This window comes from Pseudonocardia yunnanensis, from assembly GCF_039534065.1.
GTDB lineage: Bacteria > Actinomycetota > Actinomycetes > Mycobacteriales > Pseudonocardiaceae > Pseudonocardia > Pseudonocardia yunnanensis.
On record NZ_BAAAUS010000005.1, the window covers coordinates 25,601 to 51,780 of the forward strand.

The following is a 26,180-nucleotide window of genomic DNA, read 5'->3' on the forward strand; positions in this document are numbered from 1 at the left end:
CGTTAAGGAGGGCCTGTGGATTTCGAACTGCCCGTCGAGCTGACCCAGCGCCTCGCCGACCTTGATGACTTCATCGAGCGGGAGATCGCGCCGCTGCAGGCGCAGGACGACAACGAGCGCTTCTTCGACCACCGCCGCGAGTACTCCCGCACCGACTTCGAGAACGGGGGCGTGCCGCGGCGCGAGTGGGAGGAGTTGCTCGGCGAGATGTTCCGCAGGGCCGATGCCGCCGGATGGTTGCGCTACGGGCTGCCGAAGGAGGTGGGCGGCTCCGACGGGACCAACCTCGACATGGCCGTGATCCGAGAGCACCTGGCGCACAAGGGCCTCGGGCTGCACAACGACCTGCAGAACGAGTCGTCGGTGGTCGGCAACTTCCCCTTCGTCCACATGATGCTCGAGTACGGCACGCGCGAGCAGAAGGAGGAGTTCCTCGAGCCGATGCTCGCGCGCACGAAGCGCATCGGGTTCGGGCTGACCGAACCCGAGCACGGAAGCGACGCGACGTGGATGGAGACCACGGCGGTGCGCGACGGGGACGACTGGATCCTCAACGGAGGCAAGCGCTTCAACTCGGGGATGCACTCCGCCACCCACGACGTGATCTTCGCGCGCACGTCGGGCAAGCCCGGTGACGCGCGGGGGATCACCGCGTTCTTCACCCCCGTCGATGCGCCGGGTTTCTCCGTCGACTTCCACTGGTGGACGTTCAACATGCCCACCGACCACGCCGAGGTCACCATCCGAGACGTGCGCGTGCCCAACTCCGCGATCTTCGGCGCCGAGGGCCAGGGGCTCGCGGTGGCGCAGACCTTCGTGCACGAGAACCGGATCCGGCAGGCGGCCTCGGGTGTGGGCGCCGGGCAGTACTGCGTCGACCGCAGCGTCGAGTACGCGCGCAAGCGCATCACGTTCGGGCAGCCGCTCGCGACCCGGCAGGCGATCCAGTGGCCGCTGGTGGAGCTGCAGACCGAAGCCGAGATGCTGCGCGGACTGGTGCGCAAGACCGCGTGGGAGCTCGACCGGGTGCCGCACATGCAGATCAGCGACAAGGTCTCCATGTGCAACTACCGGGCGAACCGGTTCGTGTGCGACGCCGCCGACCGCGCGATGCAGGTGCACGGCGGGCTCGGTTACACGCGGCACACGCCTTTCGAACACATCTATCGCCACCACCGCCGGTACCGGATCACCGAGGGTGCGGAGGAGGTCCAGATGCGCAAGGTCGCGGGTTATCTGTTCGGCTTCGCAGGACCACGGAAGGGACAGGGCTGAGAACGGTGGAGGACTTTCGTGAGATCGGACGCCGGCTGTCGAACTGGGGCCGCTGGGACGTCGACGGGCGCCGTGACGAGCGGGGCACGACGAACCTGCTGACGCCGGAGCGGATCGCCGCCGCCACCGGCCTGGTACGCGACGGCAAGGTGTTCGACCTCGGCATCCCGTTCGGACCGGGCGGCCCGCAGCCCGGCGGCGGGCGCATCAACCCGGTCCTGCTGTTCTCCGAGACCGGCGCCGACCAGAACTACCCGGGCGCCTTCCACTACGCCGACGACTACGTCTTCATGCCCCTGCAGAGCGCGTCGCAGTGGGACGGGCTCGCGCACGTCTTCTACGACGACCTGCTCTACAACGGGTTCCCCGCATCCGACGTCTCGCCGCACGGCGCGAAGCACCTGTCCATCGAGAACCAGGCGAAGGGCCTCGTGGGGCGCGGAGTGCTGGTGGATGTCGCGCGCCGACGCGGCGTCGAGTGGCTCGAGGCGGGTGAGGTGATCACCCCCGAAGAGCTCGACGCCACGCTGGCCGCGCAGGGCACCGAGCTGCGTGGTGGCGACATCGTGGCGGTGCGCACGGGGTGGCGCCGGAAGTTCCTCTCCGACGGCGACGCCGCGTCGTTCATGGCGGGGGAGCCAGGGCTCGGCCTGGCGTGCTGCGAGTGGCTGCACGCCCACGATGTCGCCGCGGTGTGCTCGGACAACTGGGCGATCGAGGTGCTCCCCGGCGAGGTCGAGGGAGAGACGCTTCCCGTGCACATGGTGCTGATCCGGGACATGGGAATGACGCTCGGCGAGATCCTCGACTTCGAGGAGCTCTCCGAGGACTGCGCGGCCGACGGGCGCTACGAGTTCCTCCTGACGGCGCCGCCCATCAAGTTCCGGCGTGCGGTCGGCTCGCCCATCAACCCGCTGGCGATCAAGTAAGGGGACCTACGTGCGGGTAACCTGGTCGACCCGCCCCGTCGGGGCGGCGCAGAGGAGGTGGCCGCGTGGCGAGCCCAGCTCTGCCGGAGCGACCCGGCGCGCGCGAGGCCGGGCCTACGCCGGCACGCCCGGTGGGCGAAGCGGGGATCCTGGACGCAGCGCTCGCGGTGATGGCGGAGCACGGCTACCACGGCACGTCGGTCCGGGACATCGCCGAGCGCGCGGGAGTGAGCCCGGCGGCGCTCTACCACCACTTCACGTCGAAGCAGCAGGTACTCGCCACGATCATGGAGCGCGGGATCAAGGCGCTGCTGGAGCGCACCCATGCGGCGCTGGCGGACGCCGGCGACGAGCCTGCGGCCAGACTGCGGGCGCTCGTCGACGTGCAGGTGCTGTTCCACCTCCAGGACCAGCGGGGCACGTTGCTCGGCACGAGCGAGCTGCGTGCGCTGGAGGAGCCGGTGCGCAGCCGGCACATCGCCAAGCGCCAGCAGCAGCAGCGCCTGTTCGACGGGGTGGTCACCGAGGGCGTGGAGCGCGGAGTGTTCACGACGCCGATCCCGCTGGAAGCCGCACGGGCGATCGTCGTGATGTGCACCGGTGTGGCGAGCTGGTTCTCCCCGCGAGGCCGGATGAGCCGCGCCGAGGTGGTGCGCCGCTACCAGCGGCTCGCGCTGGACATGGTGGGGGCCCACGAGTCCTGACGCCCGGGTCGGGGTGGCCGCGATGACGGCCGTCGCGATCCTCGACGGGCGTCCCGTCGACGCGTGCGACCCGGACGTGCTCGCCTGCTTGCTCGCGCGACGGCTCACCACGGTGCTGGGTGCCGAGGTGTCCGTCGAGCAGCTCACCCGCCTCACCGGTGGAGCGAGCCGGGAGACATGGTCGTTCACCGCACGCACCGGCGCCGCGCGCCGCAGGCTCGTACTTCGCCGTGACCCGCCCGGTGCCGGACGATTCCTCGGCGGCCATCCGGAGGGGATGGCCTGGGAGGCGGCCGCCATCGCCGCCGCGCAGACCGCGGACGTGCCCGTGCCGCTGCTCGTCGACTCCGGCACCGACCTCGCCGTGCTCGGCTCGCCGTATCTGGTCACCGAGTACGTCGACGGCGAGACGATCGCCCGCCGGCTGCTGCGCGAACCGCAGTACGCGAGTGCACGGGAGTCGATGGCCGCCGAGCTGGGCCGGACGCTCGCCCGGATCCACGGCGTGCCCCTCGACGCCGTGCCGGACCTGGAGGCCCACGACCCGCTCGAACACCTGCTGGCGAGCTACGACGCGGTGGGCGAGCCGCTGCCGACCATCGAGATCGCGTTGCGGTGGCTCGACCGGCACCGGCCGGACCCGGTGGCGGAGACCGTGGTGCACGGCGACTTCCGCACCGGAAACCTGATCATCGGCCCCGACGGGCTGCGCGCCGTGCTCGACTGGGAGTTGGTGCACCGCGGCGACCCGCGCGAGGACCTCGGCTGGCTGTGCGTGAAGTGCTGGCGGTTCGGCTCGGAGCTGCCGGTCGGTGGCTTCGGTACCGTCGAGGAGCTGCTCGACGGCTACGCGGAGGTCGCGGGCACGCGGCCCGACCCGCAGGCCGTGCTGTGGTGGCAGGTCTACGGCACCGCACGGTGGGCCGTGGGCTGCCGGGCGATGGCCGAGCGGCACCTGTCCGGCCAGACGCCCTCTGTGGAGATGGCCGCCATCGGCCGACGCGTCTGCGAGCAGGAGCACGACCTGCTGCTCGCCCTCGGGCTGCCTGCCGAACCCGCGGAGTACGGAACGCCTGCCGTCGAGTCCGATCTGCACGGCAGCCCCACCTCCGCCGACCTGGTCGGCGCCGTCGTGCATTTCCTGCGCGAGGAGCTTATGCCGGACACCGAGGGCCGGCTGAACTTTCTGGCGCGCGTGGCCGCCAACGTGCTCGACGGTGTGGGCCGTGAGCTGCGGCTCGGGCCCGAGCAGGAACGTCGCCACGCCGAGCGCCTCACCCGGTTCGGGGTCAGCGACCAGGCCGGGCTGGCCGCGGCCATCCGTTCGGGCGAGATCGACGCGGACGATCCGGCGCTGCTCGCCGTCGTCCGTGCCGCGGTGACCGACCGGCTCGCCGTGGCGAACCCGCGCTACCTGTCCCATCCGGGCTGATCGGGGGACAGCCGAAACACCGACCGAACAAGCGGAGTGGATCGATGAGGATCTCCGACGTGCTGGCGTTCTCCGCGGAGCGCGCCCCTGAGGTGACCGCGCTGACGTTCGAGGACCGTTCGTGGAGCTACCGGGAGCTCTACGCGGACGTGTGCCGCTTCGCGCACGGCCTCGGCCAGCTCGCCGGCCCCGGCGACAGGGTGGCGGTGCTGACGGAGAACAACCCGGAGTACGTCCTGGCCTACTACGGCGTGCCGCTCGCCGGGATGGCCCTCGTCTTCGTGAACTACCGGCTCTCGCCGCGGGAGGTCGTCGACGTCCTGTCCGACTCGCGCCCGGCCGTGCTCATCACCGAGGAGAAGTTTCTTCGGACGGCACGGGCGGCGGCCGAGGCGGTCGAGTCGGTCACCACGATCGTCAGCGTCGACTCCGTGGCGCCGGGAACGGTGTCCGTCGCGTCCCTCATGGACGGACGGCCGGTGACCGAGCCCGTGGCCCCGGACCAGGACGCCCCGGCCTGGCTGCTCTACACGTCCGGCACCACGGGGCGGGCGAAGGGCGCCGTGCTCACCCATCGCAACGTCACGGCCGCGGTGACGAACGCGGGCGTGAGCTGGGAGACCGCCGACGAGTGGCCCGCGGTGTCGCTGTGCCCGTGGCCGCTGTGCCACATCGCGGGCTACGGGGTGCTCGTCTCGCACCTGCACGCCGACACCGTCGTGCTGCTTCGCCGCTACGACCCGGACGGCTTCCTCGCCGCCGTGCAGCGGCACCGGGTCACCGCCACCACGGTGGCACCGACGATGCTGGCGATGCTCCTGCGCCATCCCTCGCTCGCCCGCTACGACACGTCGTCGATCACGCGGATCGGGTACGGGTCCGCCCCGATGCCGGTGGCGACGCTGAGGGAAGCGATGACGCACTTTCCGAACGCGGCGTTCCAGACCGGATTCGGGATGACCGAGCTGGCGGGCAACGTGCTCGTGCACAGCGCCGAGGACCACCTCACCGCCCTCGACGGCCGCACCGACCTGCTGGCCTCGGTCGGCAGGCCGATGGCGCTGTCCGCGGTGCGGGTGGTCGACGCCACCGGCACCGAGTGCGCCCCCGGCGTCGTCGGCGAGCTGGTGATCCGGGGCGAGCAGGTGTGCTCGGGGTACTGGGACCGGCCCGACGCCACCCGTGAGGCGTTCCGCGACGGCTGGTTCCACAGTGGCGACCTCGCCCGCAGAGACCCCGACGGCTACTTCTACATCGTCGACCGGTTGAAGGACATGATCCTCACGGGCGGGGAGAACGTGTACTCCCGCGAGGTCGAGGACGTGCTGCACCACCACCCGGGGGTCGCCGCCGCGGCCGTGGTCGGGACACCGGACGAGGTGTGGGGCGAGCGGGTGGTCGCCGTGATCGAGCCCGTCGCCGGCCAGGAGCCGACCGAGGAGGAGATCCGCGAGTTCTGCCGGCCGCGGCTCGCCGGCTACAAGTGCCCGCGGCAGGTGATGCTCGTGCCCGAGCTGCCGCGCAACACCGTAGGCAAGGTGCTCAAGCGGGAGCTGCGGGAGCTGGTGCGCGACGACATTGACAACGCACTGGCCCCTTCGTAGCGTCTTAACGAACGTTCAGCCAGTAAATCGTTTCCTCCGCGAAAGGCTGGAACATGGTCAGCGCCGACCCTCGAACCGCTGAGCTGCGCGTGGTCGCCTCCGGGCTGCAGTTCCCCGAGGGCCCCATCGCATTGCGGGACGGCAGCGTCCTGCTCGTCGAGATCCAGAGAGGCACCCTCTCGCGCGTCGCCCCGGACGGCAAGGTCACTGTCGTGGCCGAGCTCGGCGGCGGCCCCAACGGCGCGGCGATCGGCCCCGACGGGGCCGCGTACGTGTGCAACAACGGCGGCTTCGAGTGGCACGACCGGGGCGGGATCACCGCGCCCGGGCACCAGCCCGCGGGCTACATCGGCGGGCGCATCCAGCGTGTGGTCCTCGACGGGCCGGACGCCGGCACCGTCACCGACCTGTACACCGAGTGCGACGGCCGGCCGCTGCGTGGCCCGAACGACATCGTGTTCGACGCCCAGGGCGGGTTCTGGTTCACCGACCTCGGAAAGAGCCGCGCCCGCGACAACGACACCGGCTCGCTCTACTACGCACTGCCCGACGGCTCGTCGATCACGGAGGTGGTGCACCCGCTGACGCAGCCGAACGGCGTGGGCCTCTCGCCCGACGGCTCACGGGTCTACGTCGCGGAGACCGGGCCCGGCCGGGTCTGGTGCTGGGACGTCGCCGGGCCGGCCGAGGTGCGGCCTGCGAACGGGGGCATCGGCCCCGGTGGTGCCACCCTGCTGCACGGCTTCGCCGGATATCAGCTGCTCGACTCGCTCGCCGTCGACGGCGACGGCAACGTGTGTGTCGCCACCCTGATCACCGGGGCGGTCAGCGTGATCGCCCCGGACGGCACGCTGGTGCGACAGGTGCCGGTGCCCGACCCCGACCCGTTCGTCACCAACATCTGCTTCGCCGGAGCCGGCTCACGCACGGCGTACGTCACCTCGTCCGGGCGCGGCCTCCTCTATGCCACGCAGTGGCACACCACAGGCATCGACCTCGCGTTCTCGGCATGACCACCGCTGACAGCGCCGTCAGCCTGCGAGCAGCCCTCACGGCCCGGTTCACGTCCCCGGGCGCGCCGTTCGAGGTGGTCGAGCGGCTCGTGCGGGGGATCCCGACGCGCGTCTACTCCGGCGGGCCGCAGACGCTCCGCGAGCTCCTGCTCGCCAGCTCGGCGTTCGGCGACCGCGACTTCCTCGTGTACGGCAGCGAACGGTGGACCTACGCGGAGCACCTGCAGCAGGTCGCCGGCCTCGCTCGCTGCCTGCTGGAGGAGTACGGGTTGCGCAAGGGCGACCGCGTCGCCGTCACGATGCGCAACCACCCGGAGTGGGCCCCGATCTTCTACGCCACGCAGGTCGTCGGGCTGGTGCTGGTGCCACTCAACGCGTGGTGGACCGGGGCCGAGCTGCGGTACGCGCTCCTCGACTCGGGCGCGCGGTTCGTCGTGGCCGACGCGGAGCGCGCCGCTCTCATCGCGCCGCACCTCGACGAGCTCGGTGGAGTGCCGCTCGTGGAGGTGCGCGGCGGCGACGAGCCGACGCCGGGGGCGCGGCGGTGGGCCGACCTGCTCGCGTCGCTCGGCCCCGACGCCACCGTCCCGGACCTCGACGTCGCGCCGGACGACGACGCGACGATCCTCTACACGTCGGGCACCACCGGCCGGCCGAAGGGCGCGATCGGGTCCCACCGCAATCACTGCACGAACATCCGGAACACACAGCTCGGGGCCTACGTCGGCGCCACGATCGCGAACGGCGGCGAGCCGCCGGTGCCCGATCCGGATGCTCCGCAGCAGGGGAGCCTGTGCACGTTCCCGCTCTTCCACATCGCGGGGATCACCAGCGTCTGCTACTCCGTGCTGGTCGGCGCCAAGCTCGCCACGCAGTACAAATGGGACCGGGTCGCGGCCCTCGAGCTGGTGCAGCGTGAGCGGCTCACCGGCGTGTCCGGGGTGCCCACCGTCATGCGCCAGCTCGTCGAGGACGCCACGGCCGATCCGGGGAGGGTGCCCACGCTCACCGCGATCAGCATGGGCGGCACGCCCATCCCGCCTGATCTGATCGGCCGGATCGACAGTGGCTTCTCCTCGCTCGTGGCACCGGCCAACGGCTACGGGCTGACCGAGACGACCTCGGCGGTCGTCTCCAACAGCGGCGCCGACTACGTGACGCACCCCGACAGCGTCGGGCGCTGCGCGCCGGGCACCGACGTGCGGGTGGTCGATCCGGCCGACGGGCAGGACCTCCCCGACGGCGAGGTGGGGGAGCTGTGGTTCCGCGGGCCGAACATCGTCCGCGGGTACTGGAACAACCCGGAGGCCACCGCGGCGGCGTTCACCGACGGCTGGTTCCACACCGGCGACCTCGGCCGCGTGCAGGACGGCTGGATCTACGTCGTCGACCGCATGAAGGACGTGGTGATCCGGGGCGGGGAGAACATCTACTGCGCCGAGGTCGAGGCCGCGCTGTTCGAGCACCCGGCCGTCGGCGACGTGGCCGTCGTCGGGGTGCCGCACGAGTCGCTCGGCGAGGAGGCCGTTGCCGTCGTGCACCTGCGCGCCGGCATAGAGCCGGGCCTGGACACGGCGGAGGATCTGCGCGGGCACGTCCGCGCGCGGCTCGCGTCGTTCAAGGTGCCCGCCCATGTCGTGTTCCGCGACGAGCCGCTGCCGCGCACGCCCAGCGGGAAGGTGCTCAAGCGCGACCTGCGTGGCCCCGTGGCGGCGGAGCTGGGGGTGGCTCGCTAGATGCGGCCGGACGTCAGATATGAGGTCGACGGGCACGTCGGCGTCGTGACGCTCGACCGGCCGCAGGTGCGCAACGCGCTGCGCCGTCGGACCTACGACGAGCTGACCGAGCTCGTGCGCACCACCTCGGCCCGGGTGCTCGTGATCACCGGTGCGGGCACGTCGTTCTGCTCCGGTGACGACGTCCGCGAGCTGATGAACGGCGGTGAGGGAGCCGCCCCTCGGCCGGCGCCGCGGCTCACCCCCGCGGCCGGGGCGCTGTTGTTCACCGACGTCCCGGTGATCGCCGCGGTCAACGGCCCGGCCGTCGGCTGGGGGATGGAGCTGGCGCTGATGGCTGATCTGCGCATCGCGGGGCGGCGGGCGCGGTTCGGCGAGCTGTTCGTCAAGCGCGGCCTGTGCAGCGACGTCGCAGGCATCGCCCGCCTCGCCCAGCTCGTTGGCCGGGAACGTGCGGCGGAGCTGTTGTTCACCGGCGAGATCATCGACGCCGAACGCGCCGAACGGATCGGCCTCGTGGGCCGGGTCGTCGACGACGAGAAACTGCTCCCGGCGGCACTGGAGCTGGCCGGCCGGATCGCGGCGAACCCGCCGCTCGCCGTCGCGGCGCTCAAACGCGGGCTGCGGCGCGCGCTCGACCCGGACTGGACCGACCTCGGGGTGTGGGTGAGCACCACACTCGGCGAGCTGTTCGGGACGGAGGACCATCGCGAGGGCGTCCGGTCGTTCCTCGAGAAGCGCACACCCCGGTACGTGGGCAGGTAAGTCCACCTGTCACGCACGACTGCCGCGAGGCGGCACCGTCCACAGAGGAGCTGACCATGGAGATCGCGGACACGACGACCCTGCTCACCGGCGGGGCCTCCGGCCTCGGCCAGGCCGCCGCCCGGCGGCTCGTCGAGGGCGGCGGCCGCGTGGTGATCGCGGACCTGCCGACGTCGTCGGGCGCGGAGCTGGCCAAGGAGCTCGGCGCCGCAGCCACGTTCGTCGCCGCGGACGTCACCGAGCCGCAGCAGATCGAGGCTGCGCTCGACGCCGTCGCGGAGGTGGGGGAGCTGCGCGCCGTGGTGCACACGGCGGGCAGCGGCCGGGCCCAGCGGATCGTCGACCGGGAGGGCAACCCGGCGAACGTCGACTGGTTCCGGCAGATCGTGGAGCTCAACCTGATCGGCTCGTTCAACGTGCTCCGGCTCGCCGCGGCCCGGATGGCCCGGCTGGAGCCGCTCGGGGAGGAGCGTGGAGTGGTCGTCATGACGGCGTCGATCGCCGCGTTCGACGGCCAGATCGGGCAGGCGTCCTACTCGGCGTCGAAGGCAGGGGTGGTGGGCATGACGCTGGTGGCGGCCCGCGACCTCGCCAGCCGCGGGATCCGCGTGTGCACGATCGCGCCCGGCCTGTTCGACACGCCGTTGCTCGGCCGGATGGACGACGAGAAGAAGGCCGCGCTCGGCGCGCAGGTGCCCCACCCGCACCGGCTCGGACAGCCCGACGAGTACGGCCGCCTGGCCGTGCAGATCATCGAGAACCCCATGCTCAACGGCGAGACGATCCGGCTCGACGGCGCGCTGCGCATGGCACCGCGCTGACCGGGAGCCTGAGGGGACCGGCCCCGTTCGCGGAGTGAATGGGGCCGGTCCTGGTCTCCGTCAGACGCGCTCGATGATCGTGGCGTTGGCCTGGCCGCCGCCCTCGCACATGGTCTGCAGGCCGTAGCGGCCGCCGGTGCGCTGCAGCTCGTGCACCAGCTTCGTGGCGAGGATCGCGCCGGTGGCGCCGAGCGGGTGGCCGAGCGCGATCGCGCCGCCGTTGACGTTGGTCTTCTCCAGCGACGCGCCGGTCTCGTGCGCCCAGGCCAGCACGACGGGGGCGAACGCCTCGTTGACCTCGAACAGGTCGATGTCGTCGATGCCGAGTCGGGACCGGTTCAACGCGGCCTGGGTGGCGGGGATGGGGCCGGTGAGCATGTAGACCGGGTCGTCGCCGACGACCGTGAGGGTGTGCACGCGGGCCAGCGGGGTGAGGTTGTGCGTGCGCAGCGCCTCCTCGGAGGCGATGAGCAGCGCGGCCGCACCCACCGACATCTGGCTCGCGACGGCCGCGGTGATCTCCCAGCCCTCGCGCAGGACCTTGAGCTGCGCCATCTGCTCCAGGGACGTGTCGCGGCGCGCGCCCTCGTCGGTGTCGGCACCGGCGACCGGGGTGATCTGCCCGGCGAAGCGGCCTTCGTCGATCGCCCGGATCGCCCGCCGGTGGCTCTCGAGAGCGAATCGCTCCAGGTCGGTACGGCTGTAGCCCCACTTCTCGCACATCAGCTGCGCGCCGCGGAACTGCGAGATCTCCTGATCGCCGTACCGCTCGACCCACCCCCCGCCCTTCGTCGAGACCCCGAGCTCCTTGACGACGGCGGCGTTGGCTCCCATGGGCACCATCGCCATGTTCTCGACGCCTGCCGCGATGACGAGATCCTGCGTCCCGGACATCACGCCTTGCGCGGCGAAGTGCAGCGCCTGCTGGGACGAGCCGCACTGCCGGTCGATCGTCACCCCGGGCACGCTCTGCGGAAGGCCCGCGGAGAGCCACGCGGTGCGGGCGATGTCGCCTGCCTGTGGGCCGAGCTGCACCACGCAACCCATGATCACGTCCTCGACCGCGGAGGGGTCGATCCCGGTGCGGTCGACGAGCTCACGCAGGACGTGTGCTCCGAGGTCGGCGGGATGGACGCCGGCGAGCGCTCCCTTGCGCGTGCCGACGGGCGTGCGGACGGCTCCGACGATGTAGGCCTCAGCCACCGGATCTCCCCTTCGTCGCGGATTCGACGGTAACTTAACGATCGTACAGTCAGATCATGGGATCGGGAGGGTCTGATGCAGCTGAGCTCGTCAGTGGGCTACGCGGGAGACGTCCGGGAGACCGCGGATCAGGTGCGCTCGTGGGAGCGGGCCGGTCTCGACGCCGTCTGGGTGGCCGAGGCCTACGGCTACGACGCGCCGACGGTGATGGGATACCTCGCCGGGCGTACCGAGCGGGTGCGGATCGGCTCATCGATCCTGCCGTTCTACTCACGGACACCGGCGCTGCTCGCCCAGACCGCGGCGGGCCTCGACCACGTCTCCGGTGGTCGCGCGATCCTCGGCATCGGCTCGTCCGGTCCGCAGGTGGTGGAGGGCTGGCACGGCGTTCCCTTCGACAAGCCGATCGCCCGCACCCGCGAGGTGATCGAGATCTGCCGGCGGGTGTGGCGACGCGAGCGGCTGGTGAACGACGGGCTCTACCCGATCCCGCTGCCGGACGGGCAGGGCACCGGCCTCGGTAAACCGCTCAAGCTCATCACCCACCCCGTCCGGTCGAGCATCCCGATCTACGTCGCCGCGCTCGGCGCCAAGAACGTCGCTCTCACCGCGGAGATCGCGGACGGCTGGATCCCCACGATGTTCGTCCCCGACCAGGCGGCCGAGATCTGGGGCGACGCGCGGGCCGCGGGCGCGGCGAAGCGCCCCGCCGAACTGGGACCGCTGCAGGTCGTGGCGGGCGGCCCGCTCGCGATCGGCGACGACGTGGAGCACCTGCGCGACCTGGCGCGTGGCTACTACGCCCTCTACATCGGCGGCATGGGCGCGCGTGAGCGGAACTTCTACTTCAACACGGCCTGTCGCTACGGCTACACCGACGCCGCTCTCCGGATCCAGGAGCACTACCTCGCCGGTCGCAAGGACGAGGCCGCCGCCGCGGTGCCCGCCGACCTGCTCGAGCGGACGTCGCTGATCGGGCCGGTGAGCTACGTGAAGGAGCGGGTGGAGGCCTACCGCGCGGCCGGGGTGACGATGCTCAACGTCCGGCCGGTCGGGGCCGACCCGCTCGCCGATCTGGAGCAGCTGCGCAGCTGGTTGTGAGCTCAGCCGCGGTGGTCGGCGATCCGCAGCGCGATCTCCGTGTAGCGCTCCACGAGATCGGGCAGGCCGATCTCGCCCGCGGGTTCGTACCACTGCGCGATCGCGTTGCAGGCCGCCACGATGGACCGACGTGCGTCCTCGGGATGCGCGCATCGGAACGTTCCGCGCGCCGCGCCGTCGTCGATGATGTCGGCCCACAGCTGTGTGGCCGAGCGGCGCAGCCCGGCGAGGCGCTCCCGGTTGTCGGGCTCCAGATTGCGCCATTCCTGCGCACCGATGTTGCTCTCGATGCGGCGCTGCACGCGGTACTCCACGGTGGCCCGGACGAGCGCGCGCAAGCGGTCGGCCGGGTCGTCGCCCACCTCGCGCAGCGCCTCGTCGCACCGGTGGAAGTAGTCGTAGGTGCTCTCCTCGATCAGCGCCGCGAGGAGGTGCTGCTTGCTGGGATGCCAGTAGTACATGGCGGAGAGGCTGAGCCCGGCCCGCTTGGCGATGTCACGGATCGAGGTGCCGTGGTAGCCACGTTCGGCGAAGATCTCCCGGGCGGCGCCGGTGATGGCGTCGCGCCCGCCACCGCGGGGGATGACCGGGCCCGCACGGGTGTCCACGGCGCCGGGCGGCAGGTCGGAAGCGGTGCTCACGGGCGTCAGCATATGGGCGCGACGTGCGGTGGGCGCCTTCCTGGGCCGTTGTCAACTTAACGAGTGATCGGTAGGTTCAGGATCTCTGCCTCTCGACGTCGTGGAGGGATGCGCGCATGACCGTGGTCGACGCGACCCAGAGCTACCGCAGCAGTGTGCGTACCTGGCTCAGGGACCACGCCCCCGGTCCGGCCGCCGCACTCCCGCCCGACGAGCAGCTGCGCCGGGCCCGGGAGTTCCAGGCGGCGCTGTACGGCGCCGGGTACGCCGGCATCACCTGGCCGACGGAGGCCGGCGGGCAGGGGCTGGGCACCGCGGAGCAACAGATCTTCAGCGAGGAGGCCGCCGAGTTCGATCTCCCGACGTACCCGTTCATCATCGGCATGGGTATGTGCGGCCCCACCCTCGTCGACCTCGGGACGCCGGAGCAGAAGCAGCGGTACCTGCCCAAGCTGCTGCTCGGCGAGGAGATCTGGTGCCAGCTGTTCTCCGAGCCCGGCGCGGGGTCGGATGTCGCGAGCCTGCAGACGCGCGCGGTGCGGGACGTGGACGGCTGGGTGGTCAACGGGCAGAAGGTGTGGACGACGAACGCGCAGTGGGCCGATTTCGGTGCGCTGCTCGCCCGCACCGACCCCGAGCGGCCCAAACACGCCGGCCTGACGATGTTCATCGTCGACATGCACGCTCCGGGCGTCACCGTGCGGCCGCTGAAGGACATGTCCGGGCGCGCCCCGTTCAACGAGGTCTACTTCGACGACGTCCGGATCCCCGACGACGCGGTGATCGGCGAAGTCAACCGTGGTTGGCAGGCCGCGGTGACGATGCTCGGCCACGAGCGGGTCTCGATCGGAGCCACCCGCAGACCGCGGAGCAACCCGCTGGAGTTCGCCTCGCTCGTCGAGCTCGCCCGGCACGAGGGCGTCGCCGCTGATCCGGCGCAGCGCGAGCGGCTGGCGGAGCTGTACGCGCACGAGCGGGCGTTGGAGCTGTTCAACGCGCGGATGCGGCAGGAGGCCGCGGCCGGCAACCCGCCGGGAGCCCGTGGCTCGGTCGCCAAGCTGGCGGGCGCGTTGCTGCTGCGCCGCGCGATCGAGACCGCGAGTGAGCTCGCCGGCGCCGACGCCATTGCGTGGGATCCCGACGTCCCGCGCGCGGCCGAGCTGGCGCTGGGCATCAACTCCGCGCCGGCGTCGAGCATCGCGGGCGGCACCAACGAGGTGCAGCGCAACATCATCGGTGAGCGGATCCTCGGCCTGCCGAAGGAGCCGCAGGTCGATCGGGATGTCCCCTTCTCGGAACTCAAGGTCGGCACGCAACGACAGGGCGGTGTGCGGTGAAGCTCGTCCTCGAACCGGAGCAGCAGGAGCTGCGCTCCACCGTCCGCAGGTTCCTCGCCGACCGGTCACCGTCGGCGAAGGTGCGCGAGGCGATGGCGTCGGACCGTGGGTACGACGCGGACCTGTGGAACCGGACGGCCGGGCTGGGAGTGCTCGGGTTGGTCGTACCGGAGGAGCTCGGCGGCGCTGGGGCAGGGCACGTCGAGCGGTCCGTGGTGCTGGAGGAGCTCGGGAGGGCGCTGACGCCGTCGCCGTTCCTCGCCTCGGCGGTGCTCGCCACCGACACCCTGCTCGCGCTCGACGACGACGCCGCACGCACCGAGCTGCTGCCGCGACTGGCCGCGGGCGAGCTCGTGGCCACGGTCGCGGTCGCCGAAGGCGGAAGCGGGTGGGATCGCGAGGGCGGTGCCACCACGGCCTCCGAGCGCGGCGGTCGCTGGGAGATCGACGGCACGAAGACGCTCGTCCTCGCCGGCGACACCGCCGACCTGGTGCTCGTCTACGCCCGCACGCCGGACGGCCCGGGCTGGTTCGCCGTCGACGGCGATGCCGGAGGTCTCACTCGCACGGCCCTGACCGGCCTCGACCCGACCCGTCGGCTCGCCCGGCTCACGTTCGCCGCCACACCCGCACGCCCACTGGCCTGCGCCGACCCGGCGGCGGCGCTCGATCTCGTGGCCGACCTCGCCGCCATCGCACTGGCCGCTGAGCAGGTCGGCGGAATGCAGCGGGCGATGGAGCTGACCGTCGACTACGCGAAGGTGCGGGTGCAGTTCGGCAGGCTCATCGGCTCCTACCAGGCGGTGAAGCACGGCTGCGCCGACATGTACAGCGCGTGGGAGCACGCGGTCTCGGTGGTGCGGTACGCGACCTGGGTGGCCGACCACGATCGCCCCGAGCTGCCGCTGGCGGCCGCACTCGCCCAGACCTACGTCGGCCCGGCCTACTTCGCGACGGCGACCGGAATGGTGCAGTACCACGGCGGGGTCGGCTACACGTGGGAGCACGACGCGCACCTCTACTACAAGCGGGCCAAGAGCTCCGAGCTGCTGTTCGGGGGCCCGGCGCTGCACCGCACGCGGCTCGCCGACCGGCTCGGCGTGTGAGGGAGGAGATCGAATGAGCGACGAGGTCCTGCTCACCAGCCGCGACGGCGGCGTGCTGACCCTCACGCTGAACAGGCCGGAACGCAAGAACGCGATCAACGCCGACCTGTGGGCCGCTCTGCGCGAGAACCTCACCGTCGCCGGCAACGACCCCGGCGTGCGGGCGATCGTGATCACCGGAGCGGGCGGGGACTTCTGCTCCGGGGCGGACCTCTCCGGTGGGGTCAGCGCCGGGCACCCGCTGGACCGGATGCGCGGGGTCAACGAGGTGGCCCTGCTGCTGCACGAGCTGCCCGTCCCGTCGGTCGCGAAGGTCGACGGGGTCGCCGTGGGCGCCGGTTGGAACCTCGCGCTGGGCTGCGACCTCGTGGTCTCCACCCCCGGCGCGCGGTTCTCGCAGATCTTCGCCCGGCGCGGGCTCTCCCTGGACTTCGGCGGCTCCTGGCTCCTGCCGAAGCTGGTCGGGTTGCAGCAGGCGAAGCGGCTCGCGCTGCTCGCCGAGATGATCGACGCCGCGGAGGCGCAGCGGCTGGGACTGGTGACCTGGGTGGTCGAGCCGGAGGAGATCGACGCCTTCGTCACCGACCTCGGCGAGCGGCTCGCCGCCGCCCCGCCCGTGGCGATCGCCCAGTCCAAGGCGCTGCTCAACGAGGGGGCCGACCGCACGATGCGCGACGCTCTGTCCAGCGAGGCGCGCACCCAGACGATCAACTTCGCCACCGCGGACGCGCCGGCGGCCTTCGAGGCCTTCAAGGCGAAGACGGACCCGGTGTTCACCGGGGAGTGGGCGGTCCGATGACGGAGTACAGCGAGATCCTGCTCGACGTGGCCGACGGCGTCGCCACGGTCACCCTGAACCGGCCGGACCGGCTCAACGCGTTCACCACCACGATGCTCCGCGAGCTCGTGGCGGCGTTCGACGCCACCGACGCCGACGACGATGTCCGGGTCGTTCTCGTCACCGGCGCGGGACGCGGGTTCTGCGCGGGCGCCGACCTGGCGCGCGGAGGCAGCACCTTCGACGCCACCGACGAGACGAGGGCGGCCGAGCGGACGGACTTCGAGACGGTCGGCGGCGTGCCGCGCGACGGCGGTGGCATCGTGTCGCTGCGCATCGCGGCGTCGCTCAAGCCGGTGATCGTGGCGGTCAACGGCCCGGCCGTCGGCGTCGGCGCCACGATGATCCTCCCGGCCGACATCCGGCTGGCGGCGGAGTCGGCGCGGTTCGGGTTCGTGTTCGCGCGCCGCGGCCTGGTGCCCGAGGCCGCGTCGAGCTGGTTCCTGCCGCGGGTCGTCGGGATCTCGAAGGCGATGGAGTGGGTGGCCACCGGCCGGGTGTTCCCGGCGGCCGAGGCGCTGGCCGGAGGACTGGTCTCGCAGGTTGTGCCGGACGCCGAGCTGCTGGCGACCGCCCGCTCGATCGCCGCGGAGATCGTGGAGAACACCTCCGCGGTGTCGGTGGCGCTGTCGCGGCGGATGCTGTGGTCGATGCTCGGCGCGTCCACGCCGTGGGAGGCGCATGGCGTCGACTCCGGGGCGATCTTCCGGCTGGGTCAGGCACCGGACGCCGTGGAAGGCGTCACGTCGTTCCTGGAGAAGCGCCCGCCGAAGTTCCCCGGCCGGGTCGGTGACTATGTCGACGTCGTGCCGGCGTGGCCGACCCGTCCGGCGGACATGCCGTGACCGCGCCGCTGTTCGATCTGGCCGGGCACGTCGCGCTGGTCACCGGAGGCAACTCGGGGATCGGGCTCGGCATGGCGCACGGGCTCGCGCAGACCGGTGCCGACGTCTGCATCTGGGGCACGAACGTCGAGCGCAACGAGGCCGCGGTGCAGGAGCTGGAGAAGCACGGCACGCGGGTGCGGGCGATCCGGTGCGACGTCGGTGACGAGGCGGACGTGCAGTCGGGCTTCGCGGAGACGATCGAGCACTTCGGCCGCGTCGACTCGTGTTTCGCCAATGCGGGAGTGGGCGGCTCGGGCACGAGGTTCGTCGACACGAGTCTGGAGGACTTCCGCGCGGTCACCCGCGTCAACCTCGACGGTGCGTTCCTCACACTGCGCGCCGCCGCCGCGCACATGGTCGAGCGCGGTGGCGGGGGAGTGCTCGTCGGCACGTCGAGCGTGTCGGCGATCCACGGGGCGCCCCGCGGCCAGGCCTACGCCGCGAGCAAGGCGGGCCTCACCGCGATGATCAAGGCCTGTGCCGTCGAGCTCGCGCGGTACGGCATCAACGCGCACTCGATCGTCGCCGGCTGGACCGAGACCCCACTGGCCTCGCCGAAGCTGCATGACGAGACGTTCGAGCGGAACGTGATGAAGCGGATGCCGCACCGGCGCTGGGGTGAGCCACGGGACTTCGCCCGCCTGGCCGTCTACCTTGCGTCGGGCACCGGTGGGTTCCACACCGGAGACTCCATCGTCGTCGACGGGGGCTACTCGATCTTCTGATCGGGGTGCGCATCGGGGATGCACTCCAGCAGCCGGTGCAGCTGCAGCGCCACCTGCATCTCCAGCGCGCCCCTCGGCGACCGCCAGGCGGGGCCACCGAGCACGTGATCGACGCGGTCCAACCGCTGGTAGGCGGTGTTGACGTGCACCCCGAGGCGCCGGGCGGCGGCCGGTGGGTTCTGGCCGCACGCGAAGTACTGCCGGACCGTCTCGACGAGCTGAGCGTGGTGCTCGTGGTCGTAGTGCAGGAGTGGTCCGAGGGTGCGTGCCAGTAGCTCCTGCACCTGTGCGGGCTCGGGGTCCTCCAGCACCGTGCCGAGCACGCCGAGCTCCGCGATGTCCGCGGCGCCGCCCTCGCGCCCCAGCGCGAGGAGCAGAAGCTGGCACCGTGCGGCGTCGCGGTGCAGGCTGCGGACAGCGGGAGCGGAGTCGGCGGGGCCCGCTCCACCGGCGGTCACCGTGCATCCGGTGGCCCGGCCGAGCTCGGCCGCCACGTCGCGCGCCGCGGCACCGGGGGTCATGTCCGGTACGAGCAGCACCGCATGGCCGCCGTGCTCCCCGGCGATCCCGCCGCGTGCCGCCGCGAACTCGGCGGCCGCGGTGGCCATGGCCCGTCGCGGGACGCCGGGCGCGGCGGCCACCACGACGGCGTGCGGGCGGGTGAAGTCGATCCCGCCCAGCCGGTCCGCCCTCCGCCGGAAAGCCCGCCAGTCCGGGGCGCGTTCCGCGAGCAGGTCCTCGACCAGCTCGGCCCGCAGTTCCTGCGTGACGAGGGCGGTCTGGCGCTCCATGAGCAGCAGCAACGCGGCGGTCTGAGAGGCACGTTCGAGCGTGCGCGTATCGGCCTCGGCGAGTGGTCCGCAACGGCCGAACACCAGCCTGCCGAACGTCTCGGTTCCGGCGCGGACCGGGACGTCCCGGATCTCCACGGGCGGCTCGGCACGGCCGGCGAGCACATCCTCCGAACGCGGCGCGCCGGGAACGCTCGCCGTCGCGAGCACGGCGCCCGAGCTCGACACGACGGCGACCGCGCCGTCGAGGATGCGGGCCAGGGTGCGGGTGAACTCCGGCATGCCGACGCGGGTGAGCGCCATCGGCATCAGCTGCTCGTGTACGCGCCCGGCGCGTTCCAGCGCCTGTCGCTGCGATCGCAGCTGAGCGTTCGCAGCGCGCAGCTCCGCCGATGCGGCCTCCACCCGCTCGAACAGGCGGGCGTTCTCGATCACGATGGACGCGTGGGCGGCGAGCGAGGTGAGCATCGAGATCTCGGCCAGGTCGAAGGTGCGCTCATGGCGGTTGGCGGCGAACAGCGCCCCGACGACCGCCGTGCCGAGCTTGATGGGTACTCCGGCGATGGCGACGATGTCGTCCTCCGCAACCGCCGCCGCGACGAGCGGATCGCGCAGGATCCTCGGGTCGGTCCGGTAGTTCGCGGTGGCGAGGGGCTGGCCGGACTGGATGACGTAGCCGCCGACACCGAAGCCCGGGCGCTGGCGCACCGATTCGATCGGGCGGGTCCGGGTGCCGGACGTGACACGCATGTAGGCGTCGCCGGTGGTCTGGTCGATGAGCGCGATGTAGGTGGAGTCGCAGGCCAGCAGCGTGCGGGAGCGCTCGACGATCGTGGTGAGCACGGCGTCGCTGCCGCGCAGTGAGGTGAGGTCGCGGGCCGTCTCGTAGAGGACCTGCGCCTCCCGTTCCTGACGGGCCCGCCGGTCGAGCAGGGTGCGGATCCGCCGGGCGTCGGTGACCGCCCGCGCGAGCAGGTCACCGTCCGGCCCGTCCGGCGCCGCGTCGCGCACGAGCGCCTCGAGTTCCTCGATCGGCGCCTCCTCGGAGAGGAACTGCATGACGCGGGACAGCACGCCGGTGAGGGTGGAGCTCCCGGCGGGTGCGTCGGCGGTGAGGGACATCGGTGACCTCCTGTCGCACGGGCGCAGGCCGGACCGTGAGGTCAGGCGATGGTCATGCCGCCGTCCACGGCCAAGGTCTGGCCGGTGACGTAGCCTGCGGCGTCGCTCGCGAGGAACACGACAGTGGTGGCGAGCTCGGCGGGGTCGCCCATACGCCCCATCGGGACGCGCTGCAGCTGCTGTTCGAGGTAGCCGGGCCGATACTGCTCGGTCATCTCGGAGCTGAAGAAGCCGGGTGCCAGCGCGTTGACCCGGATCCCCCGGCGCCCGCTCCACTGCTGGGCGAGATCGCGCGTCAGCCCCATCAGACCGGCCTTGCTGGCCGAGTACGCGGCCTGGGGCAGGCCGGCCGTGGTGAGCCCGAGGACGCTCGAGATGTTGATGATGCTGCTGCCCGGGCGCATGACCCGCCCGCATGCCTGGGCCATCCAGTAGCAACCGTTGAGGTTGACGTCGAGGACCTGCTCGAACTCCTCGGGGGTCTCCCGTACCGCCGGCACCGCGGTGCCGATGCCGGCGTTGTTGACCAGCACGTCGACCCGTCCGAACTCGGTCATCGCCGCGTCGACGAGCGACTGGCAGTCGCCCGGGCTCGACACGTCCGTCGGCACGGTGATCGCGCGCCGTCCGGCGGCCTCGACGAGCTTGCGGGTGATGTCGAGCCGGTCCGCGCGGCGCGCGCCGAGGACGAGGTCGGCGCCTGCCTCGGCGAGGCCCTGTGCGAACGCCACCCCGAGACCGGAGGACGCCCCGGTGACGATCGCGACGCGCCCCGCAAGCGAGAACCGGTTCACCATCGCTGTCATTTCTGACCCTCCCGGGGCAAATGATCGTTAGCCGACACTAAGTACGTGCTGTGCAGTGGTCAATCCGCCAGGTGATCCAGCGTGACGGGGGCTAGCCTGCGGTGGCCGGCAGGAGCTCCTCGACGGGAATCTGCTCCAGGATGCGCTTCAGCTGCAGGCCGAGCTGCATGCTCAGCGCGCCCTCCGGCTCGCGCCAGCCGCGGTGCCCGAGCACGTGATCGATGCGCTCCAACCGCTGGTAGATCGTGTTGGGATGGACCTGCATCGCTTTCGCGGTCGCGCGCGGGTTCCCCCCGGCGGCGAAGTAGGCGTCCATGGTCTCCAACAGGAGCGTGTTGTGCTCCTCGTCGTAGCGCTGCAGTGGTGCGACGGTCTGCGCGAGAAGTGTCCGCACCTGTTTCTGCGAGGTCGATTCCAGCACCAGCCCCAGCACGCCCACCTCCGCCAGCCCGGCCCCCTCGCCCTCCCGTCCCAGCGCGAGCAGCAGGCGCAGGCACCGCTCGGCTTCGCGATGCATCCGGCGGACCTCTCGCGCGGACCGCGCCGGACCGGCGACGCCTGCGGTCACCACCCCGCCCGCCGACCGGCCGAGCGTCGCCGGCACCGTCCGCGCCGCCTCGCCGGGGTCGACGTGCGGGAGCAGGAGCACCACCCGGGCCGCGTGCTCGGTGGCCAGGCCGCCGTGGCGGGAGGCGAGGTCCGCGGCCGCGCGCAGCAGGTGACGCCGCGGGACGCCGGTGGCCGACAGCACGAGGACCGTGTGGGCGGCACGGAGATCGACGGCGCCCGCGCGGCGCGCCCGCCGCTCGAACGCGGTCCAGTCCGGCTCCCGTTCGGCCAGCAGGTCGTCGATCAGCTCGCCGCGGACCTGCTGCTCTGCGCTCGACACCTGCCGGTCCATCAGCATCAGCAGCGATGCGGTCTGCGCAGCCCGCTCGAGCGTGCGGACGTCCGGGTCGAGCAGCTGTGTGGCCGCGACGAGCACGAGGTGCCCGAAGCGCTCTTCGCCTGCCTGCACCGGCACCGTCCAGGTACGGGACGTGCCCGTCACCCGTGCCGCGGCCACCGCTCCGCGGGCGGGGGCAGGCAGGGTGTCGGGCAGCGTTCCGCGTCCGCCGGTCACGAGCACGGAACCGTCCACCCCCACCGCGGCGACGGTGCCGTCGAGCATCGCTGCGACGGCTTCGACGAGCTCGCCGAGATCCGCCCGGCGCAGCGCCAGCGGGATCAGCTGTTCGTGGGCGACGCTGGCCCGTTCCAGGCCCTCGCCCTGCCGGGAGAGCTCCGCGTTGGTCTCCCGGAGCCGCCCGGCTGCCACCTCGGCGTGCGCGAACAGACGGGCGTTCTCGATCACGATCGAGGCGTGGTCGGCCAGCGAGCTGAGCAGATCGATCTCGCTGCGGTCGTAGGAGCGCTCGTACCGGTTGGCCACGAACAGCGCACCGATCACGGCGTCGCCGATCCGGAGCGGCACGCCGGCGATGCTGACGATCCCGTCCTCGACCACGGCGTCCGTGACGGACGGGTAGCGGTTCAGCCGTGCGTCGTTCACGTAGTCCGACGTCGCGAAGGGCTCGCCGGTCGCGATGATCCGGCCCCCGATGCCACGCCCGACCGGCTGCCGGATCGACTCGATGGCCCGGGTGACGGTGCCGAGGGTGATGCGCATGTAGACGTCCCCGCGGACGGGGTCGAGCAGGGCGAGGTACGTGGCGTCGGTGCCGAGCAGCTGGCGGGCGCGGTGCACGATCGCGTCGAGGACCTGGTCCACGTCACGCAGCGACGCAAGGTCCCGGGCGGTCTCGATCAGCGCGTGGGTCTCCTTCTCCCGCCGTTTGCGATGTGCGAGCAGGTCGCGGATGCGGCCCGAGCGGGCGATCGCGATGAGCATCTCGTCGCGCTCAGGGCCCGGGGCGCTCGCCTCCACGATCTCGGCGAGCTGGTCGAACGCCTCGCCCGGCGCCTCCGTGGCCAGCAGGTGCAGCAGCCGGGCGATCGTCTGGTCCGCTGCCGGGATCCCCATTCCGCCCAGGATCATCGAGCTCACGTCTCCCGTCCGGTACGCCGTTGTCCGGCAGGCCACCACTCATCGATCGGGATCGACGATCACGACCCTTAAGTCACGCTAGGCGACGTGGTCGCGCCTGCGGGAGTGTCACTTTCCGCCGCGCGGGACGGTGCCGATGGACCGCACCGTCCCGCGGGCCGTCACGCGGGAAGCCCGGCTGCGCTGCCGAACTTCGCCGCGACGCGTTCCTGGCTCACCTTCGGTGTCCAGCGGTCCTCTTCGTCGGCCCAGACGTCGCGCAGCTTCGGGATCACCGCCGACCCGAAGAGGTGGTTGTTCTGCGCGGCCACCTCCTCGGGCAGGTCACCGACGTGCATGCAGGTGATGAGCTGGCCGATCCGGAGGTCCGTTGCGAGTGCGCGGACGCGCTGCTCCACCCGCTCCGGGGTGCCGGCGATGATGTACCCGAGCTCGTCGTACTCCCAGAAGGAGAGCTCGCCGCGCTGGGCCTTCATCCGCTCCTCGGCCGACTGCGTCCTCGCCCGGGTGAGGTTCGCCTGGATGGAAGGCAGCGTGTTGTAGCCGGGTGGCGTGGCGAACTCGAGACCGATCGGGTTCTGCCGGTAGAAGTACTTCACCGCGTCGGAGTACTGCCGCTCGGCCTCCGCGTCCGAGTCGGCGCAGCAGATGATCTGCGTGAACGCCATGCGGTTCGGGTTCATGTTGGCGCCCTGGCTCTCGGTGTAGTCCCAGAACCCGCCGACGATCGGCGCCGCGCTCTGCTTGCCGGAGAACGACAGGTAGCCGTAGCAGTAGTCGAGCTCGTTGACGACGTCCCACGTCTCCGGGCTGCCGCTGCCGGGGATCCAGACCGGGATCTCCTGCTGCACGGGCCGCGGCCACGGGTTGACGTAGCGCAGCTGCGTGTACTTGCCGTTGAACGCGAACGGCTCCTGGGCCTTCCACGACCTCGTGATCAGCTCGCGCGCCTCGTGGAACCGGTCGCGCAGCTCGATCGGAGGCACGCCGTAGGAGAACGCCGTGTCCATGGGGGTACCGAACACGATTCCGGCGATGACCCGCCCACCCGACAGGCAGTCGAGCATCGCGATCTCCTCGGCCACGCGGATCGGCGGGTTGTAGAGAGCCAGCGAGTTGCCGCACAACGCGATCGCGGCATTCTCGGTGGTGGCCGCCAGTACGGAGGCGATCAGGTTCGGCGACGGCGTCATCGCCAGTGAGGTCTGGTGGTGCTCGTTGAGCAGCAGCGAGTCCCAGCCCAGGCCGTCCGCCTGCTGCATCAGCCGGATGTACATGTGGTAGTCCTCGCCGACCTGGACCGGGTCGGCCACAGCCGCCGGCGGTGTGACCCAGGAGCTGTGGACGGTGTCGCCGTAGTCCGAGGGCAGCCTGGTGTAGTACTGCTGGGCGAACCAGTGGAACTTCACGGGATTCCTCTCCGCGGGGGGTCGTGCCGCTCAGGCGACAGTGCCGACGAGGTGGGTGGCCGGGGTGCCGCCGAGGTTGACGACGTCGGCGCCGAGCTCCTTGCCCTCGGGCGTGCCGAGGGCGGCCTGCATGGCTGCGGCGTCGGCGAAGTAGAGCTCGGCCATCAGGTGGTAGCGGGGCTTGGAGCCGTCCGCACCGGGGGAGAACCGGGTGACCTCGACGCGGTCGATGCCTGGCACCGCCTTGGCGAGGGGGATGTGCGTGCCCATGTAGTGGGCGTCGAACGCCTCGACGTCGGCAGGAGTGTCGTAGAGCACGGTCAGCTTGATCATGATCTCCTCCGTCAGCGTCCGGCCGTCATGGCGCCGCCGTCGACGCGGTAGACCTCGCCGTTGACGAACGCCGACTCGTCCGAGGCGAGGAACAGCACCATGTTGGCGATGTCGCTCGGCTCGCCGACCCGCGGCGACGCGACCCCTGCGAGTGCCTGCTGCGGGAGGTCCGGCACGGCGTCGAGCAGCTGCTGCGTCCGGATCACCCCCGGTGCGATGGCGTTGCACCGCACGCCCTGCTTCCCGTGCTGGGCGGCGATGAAGCGGGTCAGCCCGATCACCGCGGCCTTGGTGCTGCCGTAGGCGGTGAGCGCCGAACTGCCGCGCAGTCCCGCGACCGAGGCCATGTTCACGATGGACCCGCCGCCGTGCTCCACCATGTGCGGCAGCGCGTACTTGCACATCAGGAAGATGCTGCGGACGTTGGTGGCGAAGGCCCGATCCCACATCTCGATCGAGGTGTCGATCACCGATCCGTCGGTGAACCACGCGTCCGGACCCACGAGCGCGGCGTTGTTGTGGATCACATCGACCCGGCTGTGCTGGGCGATCACCGCGGCGACCAGGTCCTGTATGGACTGCTGGTCGGTGGCGTCGAAGTGGATCGCCGTGGCACCACCGCCGATACCCTCGGCGACCTTCTTGGCCCCGTCGAGGTTGATGTCGGCGATCACGACCTGCGCGCCCTCACGGGCGAGCGTGATGGCCGTCTGGCGCCCGATACCGGCCGCGCCGCCGGTGACCAGTGCGATCTTGCCCTCGACCCTGCCCATCACGCCTCCAGGAACGTCGTCACGGCGGACACGAACGCGTCCTCCTGCTCGATCATCGGGTAGTGGCCGGCCGCCTCGATCGGCGCGAGCTTCGCGTCGGGGATCAGCCGCACGAACTCCTCGGCGTAGGACAGCGGCAGCAGGCCGTCGGACGTGCCGTGCACCACGAGCGTCGGTGCGTCGATGAGCGGCAGCCGCCTGCGCAGCCCGCGGTCGGCGATCGGCCACATGAACTTGGTCGCCGAGCCGAGGTTCTGGGCGGCGAACAGGATCGCCGCGTGCGGGTTGTCGGGGTCGGGCACGAAGTTCGTCGGCTCGGACTTCGGCGGCTCGCCGTGCCACTTCGCCTTCTTCACCTCGTCGGCCGGGCCGAACGGGTCGAGCGTGGGCTGGTCGTCCAGCCACAAGCCGTAGGCGTTGACCAGGACGAGCTTGCGCACCATCTGCGGGGCGACGGCGGCGAGCTCCGCGGCGAACATGCCGCCGAGGGAGTGGCCCACGACGTCGATGCGTTCGATGCCCCACGACTCGACGAGCTCGCGGTGGTACAGCGTCACGTCGAGCACGTCGGTGAACGACTCGAACCCGGTGGACCGGCCGTAGCCGGGCTGCTCCGGGGCGAGGACGCGACGGCTCTGTGCCAGGCGTTCGAGGAATCCGGCGCCGCCGGGGTGTCGCTCGTAGCCGTGCAGGTAGAGCAGCGGATCACCGGTGCCCGACTCCCACAGCTCGACGTCGAACCGGCCGACGTGAGGGATCTCCAGGGTGGTCACGTGCCTCCT

24 protein-coding genes are annotated in these 26,180 nt (G+C 71.7%); 15 read left to right on the top strand and 9 right to left on the bottom strand.

Features of this window, described 5'->3' with window-relative positions:
* Nucleotides 1-15: 15 nt before the first annotated feature.
* From ABD743_RS05770 to ABD743_RS05810, 9 genes are all read left to right on the top strand, one after another.
* Nucleotides 16-1,275: an acyl-CoA dehydrogenase family protein gene (locus ABD743_RS05770; protein ID WP_344719571.1), complete on the top strand. Its 1,260-nt coding sequence runs from the start codon at nt 16-18 to the stop codon at nt 1,273-1,275.
* 5 nt (nt 1,276-1,280) lie between these two features.
* Nucleotides 1,281-2,204, top strand: a complete 924-nt coding sequence (locus tag ABD743_RS05775; RefSeq protein WP_344719572.1) for a cyclase family protein — start codon at nt 1,281-1,283, stop codon at nt 2,202-2,204.
* A gap of 65 nt (nt 2,205-2,269) precedes the next feature.
* Entirely contained in the window at nt 2,270-2,908 is a 639-nt protein-coding gene (locus ABD743_RS05780) for a TetR/AcrR family transcriptional regulator (protein ID WP_344719573.1), read from the top strand.
* 22 nt (nt 2,909-2,930) lie between these two features.
* A complete protein-coding gene (locus ABD743_RS05785) occupies nt 2,931-4,340 on the top strand; it encodes a phosphotransferase family protein (RefSeq protein ID WP_344719574.1) in 1,410 nt (469 codons plus the stop codon).
* Between the two features lie 44 nt (nt 4,341-4,384).
* Entirely contained in the window at nt 4,385-5,944 is a 1,560-nt protein-coding gene (locus ABD743_RS05790) for a class I adenylate-forming enzyme family protein (protein WP_344719575.1), read from the top strand.
* A 53-nt stretch (nt 5,945-5,997) separates the two neighbouring features.
* Nucleotides 5,998-6,957: an SMP-30/gluconolactonase/LRE family protein gene (locus tag ABD743_RS05795; protein ID WP_344719576.1), complete on the top strand. Its 960-nt coding sequence runs from the start codon at nt 5,998-6,000 to the stop codon at nt 6,955-6,957.
* Nucleotides 6,954-8,693 (top strand): class I adenylate-forming enzyme family protein, encoded by a 1,740-nt coding sequence (locus ABD743_RS05800; RefSeq protein WP_344719577.1) that lies wholly within the window; start codon nt 6,954-6,956, stop codon nt 8,691-8,693. The genes ABD743_RS05795 and ABD743_RS05800 overlap by 4 nt, the downstream gene beginning before the upstream one ends.
* Entirely contained in the window at nt 8,694-9,458 is a 765-nt protein-coding gene (locus ABD743_RS05805) for an enoyl-CoA hydratase/isomerase family protein (RefSeq protein WP_344719578.1), read from the top strand. It abuts the gene before it with no gap.
* Between the two features lie 56 nt (nt 9,459-9,514).
* Nucleotides 9,515-10,279, top strand: coding sequence for an SDR family NAD(P)-dependent oxidoreductase (locus ABD743_RS05810; protein WP_344719579.1), 765 nt, complete (start codon nt 9,515-9,517; stop codon nt 10,277-10,279).
* Nucleotides 10,280-10,339: 60 nt separating this feature from the next.
* On the opposite strand, the gene ABD743_RS05815 is transcribed toward ABD743_RS05810, so the two are convergent.
* On the bottom strand, nt 10,340-11,482 hold the full coding sequence (locus tag ABD743_RS05815; RefSeq protein WP_344719581.1) for an acetyl-CoA C-acetyltransferase: 1,143 nt from the start codon (nt 11,480-11,482) through the stop codon (nt 10,340-10,342).
* A gap of 75 nt (nt 11,483-11,557) precedes the next feature.
* Between ABD743_RS05815 and ABD743_RS05820 the strand changes: the two genes are divergently transcribed.
* Nucleotides 11,558-12,583, top strand: coding sequence for an LLM class F420-dependent oxidoreductase (locus ABD743_RS05820; protein WP_344719583.1), 1,026 nt, complete (start codon nt 11,558-11,560; stop codon nt 12,581-12,583).
* 2 nt (nt 12,584-12,585) lie between these two features.
* On the opposite strand, the gene ABD743_RS05825 is transcribed toward ABD743_RS05820, so the two are convergent.
* On the bottom strand, nt 12,586-13,224 hold the full coding sequence (locus ABD743_RS05825; protein WP_344719584.1) for a TetR/AcrR family transcriptional regulator: 639 nt from the start codon (nt 13,222-13,224) through the stop codon (nt 12,586-12,588).
* 116 nt (nt 13,225-13,340) lie between these two features.
* Between ABD743_RS05825 and ABD743_RS05830 the strand changes: the two genes are divergently transcribed.
* From ABD743_RS05830 to ABD743_RS05850, 5 genes are read left to right on the top strand one after another with little or no spacing between them, the layout of a single operon-like run.
* Nucleotides 13,341-14,561 carry an acyl-CoA dehydrogenase family protein gene (locus ABD743_RS05830; RefSeq protein ID WP_344719585.1) on the top strand — a complete coding sequence of 407 codons (1,221 nt, stop codon included), beginning with the start codon at nt 13,341-13,343 and terminating at the stop codon, nt 14,559-14,561.
* Complete coding sequence (locus ABD743_RS05835; protein ID WP_344719586.1) at nt 14,558-15,667, top strand: acyl-CoA dehydrogenase family protein; 1,110 nt, start codon at nt 14,558-14,560, stop codon at nt 15,665-15,667. Before ABD743_RS05830 ends, ABD743_RS05835 begins: the two co-directional genes overlap by 4 nt.
* Before the next feature lie 13 nt (nt 15,668-15,680).
* Nucleotides 15,681-16,466 (top strand): enoyl-CoA hydratase/isomerase family protein, encoded by a 786-nt coding sequence (locus ABD743_RS05840; RefSeq protein WP_344719588.1) that lies wholly within the window; start codon nt 15,681-15,683, stop codon nt 16,464-16,466.
* Nucleotides 16,463-17,350, top strand: coding sequence for an enoyl-CoA hydratase-related protein (locus tag ABD743_RS05845; RefSeq protein WP_344719589.1), 888 nt, complete (start codon nt 16,463-16,465; stop codon nt 17,348-17,350). The genes ABD743_RS05840 and ABD743_RS05845 overlap by 4 nt, the downstream gene beginning before the upstream one ends.
* The gene (locus ABD743_RS05850; RefSeq protein ID WP_344719591.1) at nt 17,347-18,117 is read left to right on the top strand and encodes an SDR family NAD(P)-dependent oxidoreductase; all 771 of its coding nucleotides are present in this window, start codon (nt 17,347-17,349) and stop codon (nt 18,115-18,117) included. The genes ABD743_RS05845 and ABD743_RS05850 overlap by 4 nt, the downstream gene beginning before the upstream one ends.
* On the opposite strand, the gene ABD743_RS05855 is transcribed toward ABD743_RS05850, so the two are convergent.
* The 7 genes from ABD743_RS05855 to ABD743_RS05885 all read right to left on the bottom strand — a co-directional run bounded on the left by ABD743_RS05855 (nt 18,102) and on the right by ABD743_RS05885 (nt 26,171).
* Nucleotides 18,102-20,030, bottom strand: coding sequence for a helix-turn-helix domain-containing protein (locus ABD743_RS05855; RefSeq protein ID WP_344719593.1), 1,929 nt, complete (start codon nt 20,028-20,030; stop codon nt 18,102-18,104). The genes ABD743_RS05850 and ABD743_RS05855 overlap by 16 nt on opposite strands.
* Nucleotides 20,031-20,071: 41 nt before the next feature.
* Nucleotides 20,072-20,836: an SDR family NAD(P)-dependent oxidoreductase gene (locus ABD743_RS05860; RefSeq protein ID WP_344719594.1), complete on the bottom strand. Its 765-nt coding sequence runs from the start codon at nt 20,834-20,836 to the stop codon at nt 20,072-20,074.
* Nucleotides 20,837-20,927: 91 nt separating this feature from the next.
* Nucleotides 20,928-22,874, bottom strand: a complete 1,947-nt coding sequence (locus tag ABD743_RS05865) for a helix-turn-helix domain-containing protein (RefSeq protein ID WP_344719736.1) — start codon at nt 22,872-22,874, stop codon at nt 20,928-20,930.
* A gap of 170 nt (nt 22,875-23,044) precedes the next feature.
* Nucleotides 23,045-24,292 (bottom strand): LLM class flavin-dependent oxidoreductase, encoded by a 1,248-nt coding sequence (locus ABD743_RS05870; RefSeq protein WP_344719596.1) that lies wholly within the window; start codon nt 24,290-24,292, stop codon nt 23,045-23,047.
* A gap of 30 nt (nt 24,293-24,322) precedes the next feature.
* Nucleotides 24,323-24,625 (bottom strand): EthD family reductase, encoded by a 303-nt coding sequence (locus ABD743_RS05875; protein ID WP_344719597.1) that lies wholly within the window; start codon nt 24,623-24,625, stop codon nt 24,323-24,325.
* A gap of 11 nt (nt 24,626-24,636) precedes the next feature.
* On the bottom strand, nt 24,637-25,398 hold the full coding sequence (locus ABD743_RS05880) for an SDR family NAD(P)-dependent oxidoreductase (protein ID WP_344719598.1): 762 nt from the start codon (nt 25,396-25,398) through the stop codon (nt 24,637-24,639).
* Nucleotides 25,398-26,171: an alpha/beta fold hydrolase gene (locus ABD743_RS05885; RefSeq protein WP_344719600.1), complete on the bottom strand. Its 774-nt coding sequence runs from the start codon at nt 26,169-26,171 to the stop codon at nt 25,398-25,400. The genes ABD743_RS05880 and ABD743_RS05885 overlap by 1 nt, the downstream gene beginning before the upstream one ends.
* Between the last annotated feature and the right edge of the window lie 9 nt (nt 26,172-26,180).